The sequence below is a fragment of the Novipirellula herctigrandis genome (assembly GCA_007859835.1).
Classification (GTDB): domain Bacteria; phylum Planctomycetota; class Planctomycetia; order Pirellulales; family Pirellulaceae; genus Novipirellula_A; species Novipirellula_A herctigrandis.
The window spans coordinates 1,658,569-1,675,633 of sequence record SJPJ01000001.1 but is presented as its reverse complement, the minus strand read 5'-3'; the positions used below and the strand labels follow the sequence as shown (position 1 = coordinate 1,675,633).

Sequence of the window (17,065 nt, the reverse complement as noted above, 5' to 3'; positions counted from 1 at the left end):
GTGACACCGGATCAAGCGACTCTATCTCTTGCGCTTTCTGTCCTTCTTATGAGTGAAACTGATCTAGCTGTGACCTCGCATCTTACCAAATTGCCCAGCACGATTCGCGAAAGAATTCCTTGTCGCGTCTATTCAAAGGCATCTGACGCCAGTATCGCGGCGGCTGCGGAAATCGCCAATTTGATCCGATTGCGCGAACTCAAGGGGCTTCCTTGTACACTCGGGCTGGCTACGGGGTCATCGCCGACGCGGATCTACGAAGAACTGGTAAGGCTCCATCGTGAAGACGGGCTATCGTTTGCGGGGGTCGTTGTGTTTAGCCTCGACGAATTCTTCCCGATGCAACCCCGAGAATTACAGAGCAATGCACGGTTCTTACGTGAGTATCTGACCGACCATGTTGACATCGATCCGGCCAATATTCACTTTCCAAATGGAGCAATTGGAAAGGCCGACATTCCCGCTTTTTGTGTCGACTACGAAGAACGGATCGCCGCCGCCGGTGGTATCGACTTGCAAATCCTTGGGCTTAGCCGCATCGGTCACATTGGATGCAACGAACCAGGCAGTGATCGCAGGACGCGAACTCGAATGATTACACTCGATCGAGTTACCCGTATCGATGCCGCCAGCGATTTTTTCGGCGCCGAAAATGTTCCTCGCCACGCGATCACGATGGGAGTAGGAACGATATTGGAAGCCGAACGGATTCTCTTGCTCGGGTTTGGTGAAGGCAAAGCGTCGGTGATAGCGAAGACGGTCGAAGAGGAGGCAACGTCGGCGGTTCCCGCTTCGTTCTTGCAGGGTCACAAAAACGTCGACGTTTTCCTCGACGAAGCCGCTGCTTCGGCGTTGACGCGGTTTGCCACCCCATGGCTTTGCGGCCCGATCACATGGGACGAAATGATCACGCGGCGGGCGGTTATTTCGTTGTCGCTCCAAACCGGTAAGGCGATCTTGAAGTTAACTGAAGCGGACTACAACGAAGCTGGGTTTCAAGACTTGCTTGCCAATCATGGCAGTGCTTACGCGATCAATTTAAGTGTGTTCCGTCATTTGCAATCGACGATCGTTGGCTGGCCTGGCGGTAAGCCGGCTCATGCCAAACAAGTCGGCGATCGGCCTGGGGATCGCGATGATATTTTTCCGAAACGCGTGATTGTGTTTTCCCCGCATCCAGATGATGACGTGATTTCAATGGGGGGAACGCTCATTCGTTTGGTCGATCAAGGTCACGATGTTCACATCGCATATCAAACGTCGGGCAACATCGCTGTGTTTGATAACGACGCGCTGAAGTTCGCTGAATTCGCTGCAGAGTTTTGCCGCCGCTTTGGGATCAAGGCAGATGGCTTGGACCAACTCGAAGACCATGTTGATGAGTTTTTGCGTCACAAGCGTTCGGGCCAAGTGGACAGTGTCGAGGTCCAACGGATCAAAGGTTTGATACGCCGCAGTGAAGCTCGCGAAGGCGCAAGGTGTTGCGGTGTGCCGGATGAAAACTTGCATTTTCTTGATTTGCCCTTCTATCAAACCGGACGAGTCAAGAAGTCGCCACTTGGTTCGGACGATATTCGCATCACCGTCGACCTGCTTCGCGAAGTCAAGCCGCATCAAATTTACGCGGCAGGCGATTTATCGGATCCCCATGGCACTCATCGTACTTGTTTGAGTGCGATTTTGCAGGCATGTGTCCAATGCCAAAATGAAGACTGGTACCAAGCCTGCGTGGTATGGTTGTACCGAGGGGCGTGGCAAGAATGGGCGCCCGAGCAAATCGAAGTTGCGGTACCGCTGAGTCCGATGGAAGTCGAGCGGAAACGTGCGGCAATCTTCAAGCATCAATCGCAAAAGGATCGTGCGTTGTTTCCTGGGTCGGATATGCGAGAATTTTGGCAGCGGGCCGAAGCACGAAACGCCGAAACCGCTCGCCGCTATGATGCGTTGGGATTGGCTGAGTATGCTGCGATCGAAGGCTTCGTTCGTTGGGACGGTCAGACAGGAATCTCGCTGTAGAGTACCTGCCAAGGCAGCCGTCTAACATTCGTTCTACATTGCAGGTGTTGGCTCCGTCAGCGGGGTGGTCATCAGGAACAGGCCCATGATTTGTACGTCAACCGCATGCTTGCGAGTATTTGGTCCGAACCGATCCGCCGATAATTTCGTGCTTGTGTACTTGTCGCCAACCTCAGCGCCCGACATCGGCTGAATTTCATCCAAAGTCGTCCGATTCTGATCCATGAGCGGTTCAAAATAGGTCAACTTGCGTCTAGACTTCAAGTACAGGAACCGTTTTGCCCCTTCCCGATTCTGAGAGGTGACGAATTGAACGGATACGGCGCGTACAGCGACGATTTTTATATAAACATGATTTTGGCTACGGAGATGGAACTCCCGAAAGGCCGCGAATCTATACTTCACTTTTTTGAGCAAATCCGACGCCGATATCCAAAACTGCAAAACTTCTACGGTCGCGACAAAAACGAATTCGTTCTTGAGGAAGAAAAAGAAGCGGGAGCTTACCGTTGGGTTTCGACCGAACAAAAGCGAATCAACTCGGGCGCCGTGAACCCCGGATCGATCGAAGACGTGGACGAGTTGAACCGTAGCGTTTTGGAATTGATTCCCTATGAATTGTCCGTCACGCCGCTCGATTGTGAATCGCTTAGCGTGATGTTCGGGTTTGACTTTGCGTACCGTGGCAATCACAACGAAATGATTGCGGAAGTGGTCGGAGTGGCGCCTGGGTTGCACCAATTCACCAACGTACCCTATGGGAAGTTGTTGGCGCACGAACCAGCAATCCAATTTTCGCTCGACGAAGATTGTCGAACTCAGTGTCGTGTAAGTTTCGAGTCAAGAACCAATGCGTACCAAGTTCGGACGGGGGATTTTGGCGAAGAACAAATTAGCGTTTACTTGACCGTCCGTCGGTACGACAGTCTAGGGCCGGATGACACGTACGTGGGTGAGTACAATCGGTTGGCGGGTCTTGGACGCGACCTTGTTGATGAATTCCTCGTCAATAGCGTGCTCAAGCCGCTGCAAGAGGCTATTTCGCTAAGGTAGCAATGTCGCTGCTCAGAAGGCGATTTGTTTGGCGAGTGCTTTGAGTGCGATCGGTAGCGGCACGGGCGCAGCTAAGAACTCGTCCCACCACTTCGCCACGGATTCACCGAGCGAAATGTCGTCACTCAAACCCCATATTCGAATCGCATCGTTAATGGCAAGCGGATTGGGGCGAGTGAGATCGAGTTGGGAACCAGCATGCATTGTGATCGCGACCGATGCGAATTTCCATGCAGGTAACAAATCGGATGGCTTTGTCGGTGTTGTCGAAATCGGTGAGGTCCCCGACTTTTTCATGACGTGTTGCTCAATCGCTACTCGGGTGACCAACCAAGCCGCTCGCAACACTTCGGGGACCATCGGCTCCACGTCGGTCAACATCGCTTCGATCCAAATCGTGGAATGTTCCGAGTGAAAACCGCCATCGCCGCCGCGAATGGGTTGGACGAACAGTCCATCAACACGAGCTGGCCACCATGACGTTGGTGTCGTATCGTTCCAAATTGTTTTACCGATCAAGTTCAAGAGTCCTACGCCAACCGTGTCCCAGCGTTCCTTTAGCGGCTGCGCGCGGAGCAGCAATTGATCCTCGAGCCTCGGGAATCGCCTAGCCACAGCAATTCGGCATTCGTCCAATTGCCGCAATACTCCTCGGCTAGTCGAGTCGACTTGCAGTTCATTGCATCCCGAGTTCGCGAGCGCTTTTTCGCAAGCATTTGGAAGCCCATCGGTGCAAAGCGATTCGTGAACGAGTTGTTCCCAGAAAACAGGCACATCGACCAAGGCTGACAATAAGCGGTTATTGACTTCGGTGACGTAGGGAACGAGCGCTGCTTCGATTTTTTCGTCCGTACAAGGCAGACCCACCGCGACCGAGTGTGCCAAATGAAGCGTGCTCAGTGCCGTGTCGATTTTCCATCGGATTTTCGTCGCGGAAGCCACGGCGTTATGCTTCCTTCAAATGTTCTTGGATCCATTGTTCGAGTTCCGCAAAATCCACCGGCGGAAACTCGGCGAGGTCGGGACGCAGTTGTTTGGCCTTATGCAGGTAAACATGGTGGATTTCGGATTGTGGTTGATCCGTGTTCCAAAGCAGCATCACGCGAATGCATTTCTTTAGCGAGCCGCCGACCGAGATTTCATAGCCACAAATCATCGGGACTTCTATCCACCCCAATTGCCGGGCGGCCAAGGCGGGGAATTCCGCTTTGAGGTCCTCGGTCACGGTGAATTGGGCACTGGCGATATCGGCCGAGTCAATCCTGTTTTGACGGATTAGCAGCGCCAACAATTGACGTGTCGCTTTGAGAATTTGCTCGCGATCGTCGTTTTCCACGGTCGTCGCGCCTCGAACTCCTCGGCAGGCAGTCATCGTTAGCAAACTCACAAAAAATTTGTAGGAAAAACAGGAAATTTACAAAACGAGGCGCCGCGACTCAATGGATCGCTCCTGAATTCTTGCGGGATTCTAGCACGTTTCGACGTTCTTTTTGGATACGCAGGTCCTACTATAGAATAACGTCGCCTCGACCGATAATCGGGGAGAGTCAAGAATCGGCCAAAACGTGCAAAAACCCATGCCGCGCCGCTTTATTCCAATTTAACCCAACCTCGACCCGAATTTTCTGGTCCATTTTACTGAGCGAGAGACGATGGCAGAGCATAGCCGACACCAAGAAAAGATCATCAAAAACTATTACCAAAATCGCGACGCAATTGGCTTGCAGAAGGCCCAGGAGGCCGTGACGGATCTATACTTGAGTGAAGGAAAGAAACGAGCACAAGTTTGGAAGCGTTTGGTTAGCCATCTTGAGAAAATCGGGATCCCGGAAAAACAGATCAAACAAATGCAAGAGGACGACGACCCAGCCAAGGTTGCCAAGGTGCTTGAGAAATACGTCTAGGGCCCGAGATGTCTAAGTCGAAATCAAACGAACTGCCCAAAATTGTCATCCTCTCGGGGGGAACCGGCCGTACCGTCCAAAACTTGTTGACGGCTGCGTTGGAACAATTCCCCGATAACCAAGCCAACGTCGTCATCCATGCGGGAATTCGTAAACGTGACAAAGTGGTCGCTGCGATTCGCGAAGCCGCCGAAAGTGGAGCGGCGGTTTGCCATTCGCTCGTCGAGCCTGAAATTCGTAAAGCTGCGGAAGCGGAAGCTAGGCGGTTAGCAGTCCCTTGCATCGATGTGCTTGGCCCCGCGTTGGCGTTGTTGGGGGCCCATTTCAGTGCGGTGCCTCGTGGGCGGGCTGGTCTTTTGTATCAAGTTCACCATGAACAATTTGATCGCATCGATGCGATGGACTTTACGCTTGAGCACGATGATGGTCAGAAGCAAAACGAGTTGCGGAAAGCGGATGTTGTTATTGTGGGGGCATCACGCACTTCGAAAAGTGTTACCTGTTTCTATCTTGCCTTTCGTGGCATTCGTGCGGCCAATGTACCATTGCTGCCTGGCATGCCATTGCCAGCACCGCTGTTGAAACTGAATTCAAAACGTGTAATCGGGTTGACGATGAGTGCCGCTCACTTGGAATCGGTTCGACAAACGCGATTGGATCAAATCAGTCACCGGCCGGTTCCCCAATATGCGAATCTTCGTGATATCCAAGCAGAGCTGCGCGAAATTCGTACCTTGATCACGAATCAGGGATGGGAGTGCGTGGATGTTTCTTACAAAGCAACCGAAGAAGTAGCGGACCAAATCATCGAATTGCTTCCCCGCCGTCGAGCGAGCCGAAAAGTTGAATAGGGACGAGATTTTTTGGTTTCTCGCTGCGTCGTCGGTCGTCATGTTCGTCGGTTCCCTCATTGCTGTCCCCGCGATCATCGTCCGTTTGCCAGAGGACTATTTCGCTCACCGCCATCGCCATCCCATCAAGCCAAGCGGAAAACGAATCGGCATGCATTACGTCTGGTTAGCCGGAAAGAACTTGTTGGGTGTCGCCTTCGTCGTGATGGGAATCGCGATGTTAGTGTTGCCCGGTCAAGGGATCCTGAGCATGCTGATTGGATTGTCTCTTTTGAACTTTCCAGGCAAATACCATTTAGAACAACTGATTGTATCGCGAGATCCGGTGTTACGATCCCTGAATTGGATTCGTCACCGCGCCGGTAAACCATCGCTGCGTTTACGGTGAGGGGGTTTGAGCCGAGCGAGTCATGAGCGAAACCAACACCAAGGTTGCGAATGCGAGGGGGATTGTTACGATTCCAGGTTGGCTGAACGGCGCGATTGCGTCAGCAGCGTCCCATCCATAGACCTTCTGGTACGTATCGGCAGACAGCAAGATCCATCCGAGCGAGCTGACCATTCCGACGATCACACTAGCGATAATTCCCTGTTTGGTTGTCCCTTTCCAAAACAATAGCATGACCAAAGCCGGCAAGTTGGCACTTGCCGCTACACTGAACGCCCAGCCCACCAAATAGCTGACGTTCATCTCCTTAAACGCGATCCCGAGCAAAATCGCAATGGCGCCGACGGCAACCGCGGCGATTTTTGCGACACGGACTTGCGCATGCTCGGTCAATTCAATCCCCATCACGCCGCCGATTAAGTCATGCGCAACTGCGCCGCTGCTTGCCAGAATCAATCCGCTAACCGTTCCCAATACCGTCGTAAAAGCGATTGCTGAAATGATGGCAAACAACCATTGGCTCATGCTGCGTGCCAATAGCGGGGCTGCCATGTTGGTATCCGTTAAATCCAACGCACCACTTGTCATTGCTCCGAGTCCCAAGTAGAGCGTTAACACATAAAAGAAGCCAATGCTGGTGATTCCGACGATCGTGCTCTTTCTGGCCGCCGAAGCGTCTTTGACGGTGTAGTAGCGAATCAAAATGTGTGGCAGCGATGCGGTGCCACAAAACAGGGCCAACATTAACGATAAAAAGTTGACTCGATCCTTGGCGCCGCCACTTCGAATTCCCGCAAACGTCGGATGCTCGCCGGGACGCAGCACGTGGCTACCATCGGTCGGCTTTTGGTAAAACACCTTGGTCGTCGATCCGTCATCGGTGCGGACGACCGTGTTTCCCCACAACACGACTTCGCTATCTTGCAAGGTCGTGAAAAACGAAATGGGCCCAACGGATTTGGAATCGGCATAGCCATCGGGTAATTTTGTGATATGGCCGATTGGCATCAATTGACGTTCCGCTTCGCCCGCACCAAACGGCAGACCATCGACGAGTTTTCGGCCATCGGACAGCACCGTCATCGCTTGCGCTTGGGCAAGAATCGCGCGATCGGGATCATTGTCGGGTGAGGCGGCGATCCGAAAGATATCGAATCCGCCTTTCGAGTTGACCAAGCGGACGAATTCGGGGTGCTTGTCCCATCCGGCTTCGGGCGGCAATACCGTCCGGCCTTCAATTTCTGCGCTGCGAATGTCGCTTCGATCAATGGGGCCAATGGTCTTCAAGCCACCATCGCTGACGGTGAACCCGCGGTCGAGCACGATGATCACCAGGATTGCGCTAAATAGAACCAACAACGATCCTTTGAGGAACTGGACCCAAGTGGTCGAGACCATGCCGGCGGTCACAACAATCGTAATCACGACGATGCCGACCAACACGACGCCAACCCAATGTGGGAACCCAAGCAGCGGTTGGATTAACGAACCAGCACCGACCATTTGAGGGATCAAGTAAAAGACGCTCACAGCCAATGTGCTAACGCCAGCGGCCAACTTGATTCCGCGTGAATTGAATTGTGCGTCCAACGCATCCGCAAACGTAAATCGCCCAAGTCGTTTCATCGGCTCCGCGATTACAAACAACGCAACAATCCAACCAGCAAGATAACCGATCGAGTACAAGAAACCGTCGTAACCGTAAGCGGCGATCATGCCGCAAATACCGAGAAACGATGCGGCAGATAGATAATCGCCGGCGAAAGCAATTCCGTTGACAAACCAGGGGATTTGTCCATGAGCCGCGAAATAGCCTTGGGAAGATGTTGCTTTGCGGCCAAGGTAAAAACTAAGGCCAACCGTGAACACAACAAACGCTAGAAAAACAAAAACGGCAATCCAAGAAGGTTCGTAAATCATTCACTCGCTCCTTCTTGTGGACGATCGGTATTGGCAGTTGCGTTGGGGATCTCTTTGCGGCACAGCAATCCATAGAGCAATGCCAAAAAAATCGCGGCAACGATCAAGGCAAATCCATAAACAATCGCAAGGTTCAAGCCCAACACGATGATCGTTTCCATCGCCGATGGCTGTAGGGCATTTGTCAGCACAAAGCCTAAGTAAAGAACCAAGTAGACGGCAAAGAGGATCAAACCAAGACGCGAGTTGAACCGTCGCTCGGGTGAGGGTGGCATTGGCATGGAAATTTGCGAGTAGGGGCGTTCGAGAAGAGCAGAAGGGTTATCGGTTGGTCACATGATAACCGCTGTGCAGGGCGCTGTGGGGAACGTGGTGGGCGTTTTGTATTGCCATCGCGGTCGGAGTAAGTCTTGAGTCGGCTATTTCGAAGCATGAGTTTCCGACGCTTGCCTGGGCTTTTTATCCCATTTTAGGCTCATCCTGAAAGGGCGTACTGCAATGTCACGTCGGAAAGCCTAGTGGGTCTCCACGCTCTGTCCCTGAATTGCGCTCTGAGTCTGAAACGCGTTCTGAGTCTGAATTGCGCTCTGAGTCTGAAACGCGTTCTGCGTCTGAATCTCGCTCTGTCCCGGGATGTTGCCGATTTGCTTGGTTCCAAGTTGCGGGAATAGTGCCGATAGAAAATATTGCCGAAGTAGAAACCAAACCAAATTGGTTTCATTTAATTTCGGGTCGATCGTTTCCGCGATGCGTGCATGCGCATCCGGTAATTCGCTCCAGTGCATCGCGGGGTGGTCATGATGAACGGTGTGGTAGCCATTGTTGAAGAAAAGGAAATTGAACCACGGGCCCGTAAAATTGCGTGAATGATCATGGTCACTCCATGCGTCCGTGTGGACATGCTGGATGAAGTTAAAGAACATGATCACGGTGCTAGACAAGATCGCTGGCAAGATCACCGAAAAGAACCAAAGGTAAAGACCAAGCCCGGTTTGTTGATGGTGATACAAGGTTGCCGCTAGCACCCCAAGCCCGACATACGTGCCGATCCACAACGCGTACTGGAAACGAACCCGCGAATAGAGATTGGGTTTTCGTGTTTTGATCCGATCGATGTATTGCCGAATCGGGATGCTTTGAAAGTATCCCGACACGAATGGATACGTCAGCGCGACCCACAGGTTGTGTTTGTTTGTGTATCGCCAAGTTGCGGTAGCATCGCCGGGGCGATTAACGAATTTGTGATGATTTAAGTTATGGGTTGGCACCCACATCAGTGTGGGGTAGCCATAGAAAATCGTTAGCAGATGCCCGAATAGATTATTCAGGCGAGTACTCTTGAACGTAGCGCGATGGTTATGATTGTGCGAAACCGTGCCAAGCGAAATTGCTAAATAGCAACTGATAGGCGACAAAAAAACAACCAGCGCTGGGTTGCAATATTGCGCGATCACCAACGTTATCGCTAACAGCAACCACAACACACTGCGGTAATCGGAGGGATTGTGAACGAGCATCAAGATGCTCCTTTTTGGGCACGCGCGATGATGCGAGCGCGTTAGCCTGTTTGGGTGGCCTAGGGGATAAGAAAAGCAGACAAGATTGTCAGCGGAGCCACACCACTGCCTCCGTACGTTCCATTGTCAAGTTCAAGAGTACGGAGGTTCGATAATTTTGGCAAGTGTTGCGATCGTGATTCGGCGGCAAGACGATCCGGGGGGGGGCAGGTATAAATCATTGCGTCCTCGGATTGCGTGTTACTGCTAAAAGTCATCAAATTGGATTCCGTTGTGATTTCGGTGTTGGCCTCTGGGACGCTTCGCTGGGGCCGTTAGAGTTTGCGGAGCAACGATACTAGAAGACGCCACACTCGAAGCTCTGATTTTCGAGTGTCAAACTTTGCAGATCAGTCAATTTGCGGGATTTGCCTTTTGCATCGCCATCGATCGCCTGTCATCGTAGTTCGGTGAAGGGGCATGCGGTGAAGGGGCATAGCGAGACTGCTCGGAAAGAAGTCAAATCACCGCTAGAACTCGAGTTCAAGAAGAATCCATTCAGTACTCTCCATTCAGTACTCTCATCGCGATGGCATCGGATTTCGCGACGGCATCGGATTCTTGACATGGAAATCCGGTTTGTCGTTGGGACGCTGTGTCGTTCCGCTTTCACGCGATGAACGTCAAGCTTGGGGAATTCGAACGGGCGACTTTTTTTATACTCTTCGAGAATTTTGAAATTCATGAGCGTTTCAGCACCCCCCGGCATCTTCATCGTGGTCGACGGTATCGACGGCGCTGGGAAATCGACCCAGGTCGATCGGTTTCGCGAGCAATTCGAATTGGCTGGCCGAGAAACAATCGCGTCCAAAGAGCCAACCGATGGGCCGTGGGGACGCCGGATCCGCGACAGCGCGGTGACTGGCCGGATGTCCCTCGAGGACGAATTGTCCGCCTTTATTGAAGATCGTCGCGAACATGTCGCAGGATTGATCCGTCCCTCGGTTGCGGCCGGGAAAATTGTCATTGTCGATCGCTATTTTTATTCGACGGTCGCCTACCAGGGGCTTCGGGGGGCCGATACGGACGAGTTACTAAAAAAAATGCGTGCCGAGTTTCCGATCCCCGACGTGACACTGTTTTTCGATTTGCCCGTTCCGGTGGCCCTAAAACGTATTTCGGAGAACCGTGGCGACACGCCCAATGAGTTTGAACACGAGGCTGCATTGCGGCAAATTCGGGACTTGTTCGATCACATGGCGAATGTTTGCCCCGAAGTCGAGAAAATCGATTGCTCGAGCGACCCGGACGAGGTGACTCAAGCGATCGCACGGACGCTGCTTCGACGGTTGTCAATCGACCCGGCGTCGCCGTTAGCCGAACGACTTGGCCGCGTCGCGTCGGGTGCCCGCTAGTTGACGAAATGTGGCCCAAGAGTCTACGTTTCACCTATCGCATTTATGCAAAAACCCCAACGATTCGCGGCAGACGCCTCGAAAATCCCATCACCTCTATTTGAATTCACATCACCACTATGAGTTTCAATACACCGGTTCGCAAAGGGAGCGACTTCGCCGGGTTGTCGGTCGCCATTATCACTCCGTTCGCCAATGGCGAGGTCGACTATGGACGACTACGCGAACAGGTTGAATTTCAAGTATCCGCGGGCACACGTTGTATTGTCCCGGTCGGTACAACCGGGGAATCGCCCACGCTGTCTCACGACGAACATGAAAAGGTAATTGGGGAAGTCATCCAATGTGTCGCTGGCCGCGCAAAAGTGATGGCCGGGACAGGCAGCAACAGTACTGCCGAAGCGTTGCGTTTGACCAAACGTGCGGCAGCCGAAGGGGCCGACGCGACGTTGCAAGTGGCACCTTATTACAACAAGCCTACTCAAGAAGGTTTCTACCAGCACTTCAAAGCCATCGCCGAAGCGGTCGACATCCCGGTTTGCGTCTACAACATTCCCGGGCGATGTGGAAAGGAAATCGAAGTGGAAACGATCCAACGTCTCGCCGATATTGACGGAATCACGATGGTCAAGGAAGCGACCGGAAAGCTTGATCAGTGTTCGGCGATCATCGGTACGACCGATTTGACGGTCCTGTGTGGTGACGACTCGTTGACGCTTCCGATGATGAGTGTCGGTGCCGAAGGAGTGATTTCCGTCGTCGGCAACCTCGTTCCTAGCGATATGATCAAGTTAGTCCAAGCCGTTGCTGCGGGCGATTTGCGGGCAGCCGGAACGCTCCATCACCAACTCTTTTCGTTGTGCCAAAACATGCTTGGCTTGGCAACCAATCCGATTCCCGTTAAGGCTGCAATGATGTTGGTGGGCCGAGACACGGGCGATTTGCGTTTGCCGATGACGCCACTGGAATCACGCGAACTCGAGAAGCTTCAACAGACGCTGCTCGCCTATGGAATGACCAGTGCAGCCAGTTTGGTGTAGGGCGAGTTTGGTGTAGGGCGAACGTCAGTAAATTTGCCGTCCCTTCTTTTTGGGGATGACTTCGCCATTGTGTTGGTGTTCCGTTCCGCTTTTTCCTGATGGCGGGTTCGTCTCGATTTACTGCAAAATGGGGATGGCTCAATCGAGGTTTGTCCTATTTTTCGCTAAGTATTGAGTATCTTTGCGTCAAATTATCGGGAATTTGTACGATTCGACTCAAGAAAATTGATCTTGACGCCGACGGTGTCGATTCGCACAATCCCGGGTCGCTCGTAATGAACCGAACCGTTATGTAAAAATAGGTCCTTGGCGGCCCAACGGTTTTTGTTACGCTGCAATGGATTGCAAGATCGAAATTTGCCCGTTGTTTGTCTTTTGAAGACGCTCGAGAACCTGGATTACGCCTTGTAGGCGAATTTGGTGATGGGTCGACCGATCGTTACGTTTCGCTTGGTTTTGAATTCCGTGTTCATTACTTCGAAACGATTCCTAGGATAGGAGACAGTCGAATTGTCCTTACCTGCGGACTTCGATTTGAAAGAGCGAGTGCGCGCGAGTGTCGACATCGTGGATGTTGTCGGCAGTACGCTCGAATTACAGCCTGCCGGGCGCAACTTTGTTACCCGATGTCCATGGCATAATGATCGCCGCCCATCGTTAACGATAAACCAAGAACGTCAAACCTGGAAATGTTGGGTTTGTGACATTGGTGGTGATATCTTTAGCTACGTGATGCAGCGAGACGGAGTCGATTTCCCCACGGCATTGCGCTCCCTAGCCGAGTTAGCAGGTATCGAAGTCGACGAGTTTCGCGGCAAGAAAACCGTGTTCGGCAGTCCCGACGACAAGGCCACGCTATTGGCGGCAATGAAATTGGTCTCGGACGCCTATTTTGAGCAACTCGAAAGTGGCAAAAGCGACGATTCGAAAATTGCTCGTGAATACTTAGCCTCACGAGGCATTGACGACGAAAACCGCAAACGATTCCACGTCGGTTTCTCGCCCGAATCATGGAGCTTTGCAGTCGATCTGCTTCGCAAGAAAAATTTCAGTGGCGAAGTGGCCGAGGCGGCCGGATTGGCGATCGCCCGAAATGGTGGCGGGCATTACGACCGCTTCCGTGGTCGATTGATGTTTCCGATACATGATTTGCAGGACCGGCCAATCTCTCTCGGTGGACGCGTTATTCCCGCAATCGCATCGAAACGAGGGGATGACGGCGGCGGGGCAAAGTATATCAACGGCCCTGAAACGCGTTTGTTTCGAAAATCGCACCAGCTTTATGGTCTGCAACTCGCCCGCGAAGCGATCCGACGTAGCGGCGAAGTGTTGGTAATGGAAGGCTACACGGATGTTGTGGCTGCTCGCCAAGCGGGAGTCGAATCGGCCGTCGCGGTCCTTGGTACTGCGTTGGGCGAAGATCACATTAAGCTGCTCAAGCGTTTTTCCAAACGAGTGGTTTTGGTGCTCGATGGCGACACGGCTGGCCAAACACGAGCCGATCAGGTGCTCGATTTATTCGTCCGAGCGGACGTCGATTTGCGTGTGCTGACGCTACCCGAAGGAAGCGATCCAGCCGATTTCCTTGCTTCGCATGGGCGAAGCAACTTTGATGAGTTGGTCGCCAAAGCCCCCGATGCCCTCGAGCATAAACTAAACCGGCTTACCGATGGTGTCGACGTTACTAATGACACGCATCAAGTCACCACGGCGATCGAGTCGTTACTTGGAATTGTGGCTCAAGTGCCCTCTCACGCATCGAGTGGAATGGCGTTAAAGGTTGACCAATTAATGCTGCGAATGTCGCGGACCTTTGGCATCACGGCGGAGCGATTAAATCAACGACTCGAACAACTTCGCAAAGCGAAATCGAGTAGCCGTTCATATACGAAAAAAGCGAACCCAACGGTTCGGCGAGTTAACGCTCCACCACCGAGTAAACAGCCAACTCGTCCAGCCCCGTCTTCTCGTCCGCTCGATCCGAACGATGCGTTTGCCGAGGCGAGTGACTACGATCCTGATTTGGGTGATTACGGCGTAACAAATGGTGGTATCGGAAATGCGACTGCGATCGTCGCTGAAGCCGCCCCACTCGACCGCTTGACACCACTTTCAGGGGTCGACCGTGAATTGTTTGAAACACTGATTGAGTCGCCTGCTTTGGCAGCCATGGCGGTGGAGTCAATCGACCCGGATTGGTTCGAATCCAATACGGCAAAGATGTTGTTGTCGGCGTACCAGGATTTGGACCTTGATGGTCGCGATTTGTCGGTGGATTCGTTGCTTTTGGTGCTTGAGAATGAGCTCTTGAAAAACCAAGTGGTGACGTTAGAAGAACGGGTTCGACGTCGTGGGTCTCAATCGACTCAAACGCCCGAGCAGCGTTATGCAACCATTATTTTAAGCTATCGTCAGCGCGAGATTTTGGAAGAAAAATCTCGCCAAATTGCAAAACTTGAAACATTGGCATTGGCAGAAGACGAAGAGGAGGCTCTATTGAAGAGCCTGTTCGATGCCGAGCGGTCGCGACACGCGATTGATGATTAGTACATTTCCCGAACACGTTTTCTATCGCATAATTGAAGGAGCTTTCGCAACCACAATTTTGAATCTTTGTACGAACATTTGTTTTGTAAGCATTTTTTGTACAAGCATTTTTTGTACGGGCATTTCACCGAACGCTCAATGACGAGCACCCGCCGGTGATACATGAATCAAATGAGTTGATTGATGGCTTGTACCGACCGAAAAACGATTTTTCATTCGACCCAGACACTTTTGCAATCCCGAGGATAGTGGGATTTAGTGTCACAAAACATGAGGTTTTCAGATGCATTCAACGGACTTAGCTCTTTCGCAACTCATCGCCCGCGGATCCAAGGATGGATTCCTAACTTACGATGAAGTCAACGCGTATCTCCCTGACGAAGACGTCAATCCCGAGAAGCTCGAAAAATTGATGGTGGCGATCGATCGTCATGGCATTCAGTTGGTCGAAGCTTCCGAAAAGAAAGCGATCGTTGCTGCTGGTAAAAGCCCCTCGCTTCGCATGGCTGAGAACCGCGATTCGTCAGTTGAATTCAGCGACGGCGCACCTTTGACGCTCGTTGATAGCCCGAAAGCAAGCGAAGACCCCATTCGGATGTATCTGAGTCAGATGGCTGAGATTCCGTTGTTGACTCGCGAAGAAGAAATCTCGCTTGCAAAGAAGATCGAAATTACGCGTCGCCAATATCGTCGCACGCTACTCGAGTCCGACTACGCTCTTCGCAGTGCCGTCGAAGTGCTTCACCGCGTACACGATGGGGAATTGCCGTTTGACCGAACGATCAAAGTCTCGTTGACCGAACTGTTGACCAAAGAGCAAATCACCGCTCGCATGCCACACAACTTGCGAACCCTTGACGTTTTGATTGCTCAAAACAAAGACGACTTCGACCAATTGGTCCGCAAGAGTGTTTCACCACGGCTAAAGACGGAACTGCGTCGCCGCTTTATTCTGAACCGACGAAAGTGTTTGCAATTGGTCGAAGAATTGAGCTTGCGAAGTCGCCGCGTCACACCACTACTGGGGCAACTCGAAAAAATCTCGCGTCGTATGAATTTCATTCGCCAGCAGTTGGCAGATCTTGGTAATGATGCAATGAGCCGTGACGAAGCAGCCGATTTGCGTCAAGAATTGCGTGAGTTGATGATTGTGACTCAAGAGAGTCCGCGTAGTCTCCATAATCGCGTCACGAAAACTCGCCGTCACTTTGACGAATATGAAGCAACCAAGCGAAAGCTCAGCAGTGGTAATCTTCGCTTGGTCGTTTCGATCGCTAAGAAGTACCGAAATCGCGGCTTGTCGTTTTTGGATCTGATTCAAGAAGGGAACACCGGATTGATGCGTGCGGTAGACAAATACGAGTATCGCCGAGGTTTCAAGTTCAGTACCTACGCCACTTGGTGGATTCGACAGGCGATTACTCGGGCGATTGCTGACCAAGCTCGCACGATCCGTATCCCTGTTCACATGATCGATGTGCTTAGCAAATTGCGTCAGGCACAAAAGCGGATGACACAAGATTTGCGTCGCGAGCCGACTTATGAAGAAATCGCCGAAGCGACCGAAGTGCCAATCGAAGAAGTCCGCCGTGTGATGGACATTGGGCGTCATCCGGTAAGCCTTGACCGTCCCGTTGGGGAAGGAGAGGACAGCAGCTTTGGTGAGTTCATCGAAGACAGTGACGATGACAACCCTGTGAAAATGGCAGCGAGTGGCATTTTGCGAAACAAGATCGACGAGCTTTTGAAGACGTTGACGTTCCGCGAACGCGAGATCATTCGATTGCGATACGGCTTGGTGGACGGGTACAGCTACACGCTCGAAGAATGCGGTCGAATCTTCAAGGTTACTCGTGAACGCGTGCGACAAATTGAAGCCAAGGCGGTCGCGAAATTGCAAAGCCCTTCACGAGCCGACCGCTTGGCGGAGTTCCTGAAAACGGCGGCATAGTTGCCAAAAAGAGTAGCGTCGTTCACGAAAACGGCGGCGAAAGGTCCGGTTGCAACGATTCGATCTGTTCGATCAGTGGATAGGGTCGGATTGTGCTGCTTGGGGGGCGAAAGAATTGCATTTTCAGGTCTCATCGATTATTGTCGGGGATTGGGTTCTTGTGTTTCTTTCGCCAAAAAGATGCGTCGATCGATGTTCTACTTCATTCTCTGGGTTTTGTTCCTGTTCGCAGTCATCCTAGCGGTTCCGGTGGTTTCGTTCATGGAAAAACGAGCGGCTCGCGGTCCCGTCGTGGACGAGAATGTGGCGGAGGATGGGCAAGCCGAAGAGAAAGAGTTTGGTGAAAACGAAGGTTTCACCGATGACGCGATGGCTCCCCAAGACGCCGAATTTGCCTCTGCCGAACCAATGGAAGGTGAAGAGGTCCTGGCCGTTGACGAAGGTTTCGAAGAATTGAAGTAGCAACCGACAAAGGAAATTCACT

General features: G+C 52.1%; 18 protein-coding genes. 11 read left to right on the top strand and 7 right to left on the bottom strand.

Annotated features, from left to right (window positions below; all coding sequences use genetic code 11):
- Positions 1 to 48: 48 nt before the first annotated feature.
- On the top strand, positions 49 to 2,016 hold the full coding sequence (locus CA13_RS06035; RefSeq protein ID WP_146395058.1) for a PIG-L family deacetylase: 1,968 nt from the start codon (positions 49 to 51) through the stop codon (positions 2,014 to 2,016).
- A 33-nt stretch (positions 2,017 to 2,049) separates the two neighbouring features.
- On the opposite strand, the gene CA13_RS06030 is transcribed toward CA13_RS06035, so the two are convergent.
- Positions 2,050 to 2,241 (bottom strand): hypothetical protein, encoded by a 192-nt coding sequence (locus CA13_RS06030; protein ID WP_146395057.1) that lies wholly within the window; start codon positions 2,239 to 2,241, stop codon positions 2,050 to 2,052.
- A gap of 126 nt (positions 2,242 to 2,367) precedes the next feature.
- Between CA13_RS06030 and CA13_RS06025 the strand changes: the two genes are divergently transcribed.
- A complete protein-coding gene (locus CA13_RS06025; RefSeq protein ID WP_419193990.1) occupies positions 2,368 to 3,069 on the top strand; it encodes a hypothetical protein in 702 nt (233 codons plus the stop codon).
- Between the two features lie 12 nt (positions 3,070 to 3,081).
- Here the strand turns inward: CA13_RS06025 and CA13_RS06020 are convergent, their stop codons facing one another.
- Both CA13_RS06020 and aroH read right to left on the bottom strand, forming a co-directional pair.
- Positions 3,082 to 4,011: a hypothetical protein gene (locus CA13_RS06020; protein WP_146395055.1), complete on the bottom strand. Its 930-nt coding sequence runs from the start codon at positions 4,009 to 4,011 to the stop codon at positions 3,082 to 3,084.
- A gap of 4 nt (positions 4,012 to 4,015) precedes the next feature.
- Positions 4,016 to 4,441, bottom strand: a complete 426-nt coding sequence (gene aroH / locus CA13_RS06015; RefSeq protein ID WP_146395054.1) for a chorismate mutase — start codon at positions 4,439 to 4,441, stop codon at positions 4,016 to 4,018.
- 280 nt (positions 4,442 to 4,721) lie between these two features.
- On the opposite strand from aroH, the gene CA13_RS06010 reads away from it, so the two are divergent.
- Genes CA13_RS06010 through CA13_RS06000 form a run of 3 tightly spaced genes read left to right on the top strand, consistent with a single transcriptional unit; the run spans position 4,722 to position 6,212 of the window.
- On the top strand, positions 4,722 to 4,973 hold the full coding sequence (locus tag CA13_RS06010; RefSeq protein WP_146395053.1) for a hypothetical protein: 252 nt from the start codon (positions 4,722 to 4,724) through the stop codon (positions 4,971 to 4,973).
- 8 nt (positions 4,974 to 4,981) lie between these two features.
- A complete protein-coding gene (locus CA13_RS06005; protein WP_146395052.1) occupies positions 4,982 to 5,824 on the top strand; it encodes a pyruvate, water dikinase regulatory protein in 843 nt (280 codons plus the stop codon).
- The gene (locus CA13_RS06000; RefSeq protein ID WP_419193989.1) at positions 5,817 to 6,212 is read left to right on the top strand and encodes a PGPGW domain-containing protein; all 396 of its coding nucleotides are present in this window, start codon (positions 5,817 to 5,819) and stop codon (positions 6,210 to 6,212) included. Before CA13_RS06005 ends, CA13_RS06000 begins: the two co-directional genes overlap by 8 nt.
- Here CA13_RS06000 and CA13_RS05995 read toward each other — a convergent pair.
- The 4 genes from CA13_RS05995 to CA13_RS34725 all read right to left on the bottom strand — a co-directional run bounded on the left by CA13_RS05995 (position 6,204) and on the right by CA13_RS34725 (position 9,906).
- Complete coding sequence (locus tag CA13_RS05995) at positions 6,204 to 8,132, bottom strand: sodium/solute symporter (protein WP_146395051.1); 1,929 nt, start codon at positions 8,130 to 8,132, stop codon at positions 6,204 to 6,206. The two genes, CA13_RS06000 and CA13_RS05995, sit on opposite strands and share 9 nt — an antisense overlap.
- Entirely contained in the window at positions 8,129 to 8,407 is a 279-nt protein-coding gene (locus CA13_RS05990) for a DUF485 domain-containing protein (protein ID WP_419193988.1), read from the bottom strand. Before CA13_RS05990 ends, CA13_RS05995 begins: the two co-directional genes overlap by 4 nt.
- Positions 8,408 to 8,647: 240 nt before the next feature.
- Positions 8,648 to 9,649 carry a fatty acid desaturase family protein gene (locus CA13_RS05985; protein WP_146395049.1) on the bottom strand — a complete coding sequence of 334 codons (1,002 nt, stop codon included), beginning with the start codon at positions 9,647 to 9,649 and terminating at the stop codon, positions 8,648 to 8,650.
- A 59-nt stretch (positions 9,650 to 9,708) separates the two neighbouring features.
- Complete coding sequence (locus tag CA13_RS34725) at positions 9,709 to 9,906, bottom strand: hypothetical protein (protein ID WP_419193987.1); 198 nt, start codon at positions 9,904 to 9,906, stop codon at positions 9,709 to 9,711.
- A gap of 465 nt (positions 9,907 to 10,371) precedes the next feature.
- Between CA13_RS34725 and tmk the strand changes: the two genes are divergently transcribed.
- From tmk to CA13_RS05955, 6 genes are all read left to right on the top strand, one after another.
- Entirely contained in the window at positions 10,372 to 11,043 is a 672-nt protein-coding gene (gene tmk, locus CA13_RS05980; protein ID WP_146395048.1) for a dTMP kinase, read from the top strand.
- A gap of 119 nt (positions 11,044 to 11,162) precedes the next feature.
- A complete protein-coding gene (gene dapA, locus CA13_RS05975) occupies positions 11,163 to 12,083 on the top strand; it encodes a 4-hydroxy-tetrahydrodipicolinate synthase (RefSeq protein WP_146395047.1) in 921 nt (306 codons plus the stop codon).
- Between the two features lie 98 nt (positions 12,084 to 12,181).
- Positions 12,182 to 12,379, top strand: coding sequence for a hypothetical protein (locus CA13_RS05970; protein WP_146395046.1), 198 nt, complete (start codon positions 12,182 to 12,184; stop codon positions 12,377 to 12,379).
- Positions 12,380 to 12,593: 214 nt separating this feature from the next.
- Entirely contained in the window at positions 12,594 to 14,630 is a 2,037-nt protein-coding gene (dnaG, locus tag CA13_RS05965) for a DNA primase (protein WP_419193986.1), read from the top strand.
- A gap of 283 nt (positions 14,631 to 14,913) precedes the next feature.
- Positions 14,914 to 16,581: a sigma-70 family RNA polymerase sigma factor gene (locus CA13_RS05960; RefSeq protein WP_146395045.1), complete on the top strand. Its 1,668-nt coding sequence runs from the start codon at positions 14,914 to 14,916 to the stop codon at positions 16,579 to 16,581.
- Positions 16,582 to 16,761: 180 nt separating this feature from the next.
- The gene (locus CA13_RS05955) at positions 16,762 to 17,043 is read left to right on the top strand and encodes a hypothetical protein (protein ID WP_419193985.1); all 282 of its coding nucleotides are present in this window, start codon (positions 16,762 to 16,764) and stop codon (positions 17,041 to 17,043) included.
- The last annotated feature ends 22 nt before the right edge of the window (positions 17,044 to 17,065 follow it).

Excerpts from the sequence above, each read along its gene's own strand:
- CA13_RS05970 (WP_146395046.1), top strand. The coding sequence starts at position 12,182 with ATGGCGGGTTCGTCTCGATTTACTGCAAAATGGGGATGGCTCAATCGA.
- tmk (WP_146395048.1), top strand. The coding sequence starts at position 10,372 with ATGAGCGTTTCAGCACCCCCCGGCATCTTCATCGTGGTCGACGGTATC.
- CA13_RS05960 (WP_146395045.1), top strand. The coding sequence starts at position 14,914 with ATGCATTCAACGGACTTAGCTCTTTCGCAACTCATCGCCCGCGGATCC.
- CA13_RS05995 (WP_146395051.1), bottom strand. The coding sequence starts at position 8,132 with ATGATTTACGAACCTTCTTGGATTGCCGTTTTTGTTTTTCTAGCGTTT.
- CA13_RS06010 (WP_146395053.1), top strand. The coding sequence starts at position 4,722 with ATGGCAGAGCATAGCCGACACCAAGAAAAGATCATCAAAAACTATTAC.
- CA13_RS05990 (WP_419193988.1), bottom strand. The coding sequence starts at position 8,407 with ATGCCACCCTCACCCGAGCGACGGTTCAACTCGCGTCTTGGTTTGATC.
- CA13_RS06035 (WP_146395058.1), top strand. The coding sequence starts at position 49 with ATGAGTGAAACTGATCTAGCTGTGACCTCGCATCTTACCAAATTGCCC.
- dapA (WP_146395047.1), top strand. The coding sequence starts at position 11,163 with ATGAGTTTCAATACACCGGTTCGCAAAGGGAGCGACTTCGCCGGGTTG.
- aroH (WP_146395054.1), bottom strand. The coding sequence starts at position 4,441 with ATGACTGCCTGCCGAGGAGTTCGAGGCGCGACGACCGTGGAAAACGAC.
- CA13_RS06025 (WP_419193990.1), top strand. The coding sequence starts at position 2,368 with ATGATTTTGGCTACGGAGATGGAACTCCCGAAAGGCCGCGAATCTATA.
- CA13_RS06005 (WP_146395052.1), top strand. The coding sequence starts at position 4,982 with ATGTCTAAGTCGAAATCAAACGAACTGCCCAAAATTGTCATCCTCTCG.
- CA13_RS05955 (WP_419193985.1), top strand. The coding sequence starts at position 16,762 with ATGCGTCGATCGATGTTCTACTTCATTCTCTGGGTTTTGTTCCTGTTC.
- CA13_RS06030 (WP_146395057.1), bottom strand. The coding sequence starts at position 2,241 with ATGGATCAGAATCGGACGACTTTGGATGAAATTCAGCCGATGTCGGGC.
- CA13_RS05985 (WP_146395049.1), bottom strand. The coding sequence starts at position 9,649 with ATGCTCGTTCACAATCCCTCCGATTACCGCAGTGTGTTGTGGTTGCTG.
- CA13_RS34725 (WP_419193987.1), bottom strand. The coding sequence starts at position 9,906 with ATGACTTTTAGCAGTAACACGCAATCCGAGGACGCAATGATTTATACC.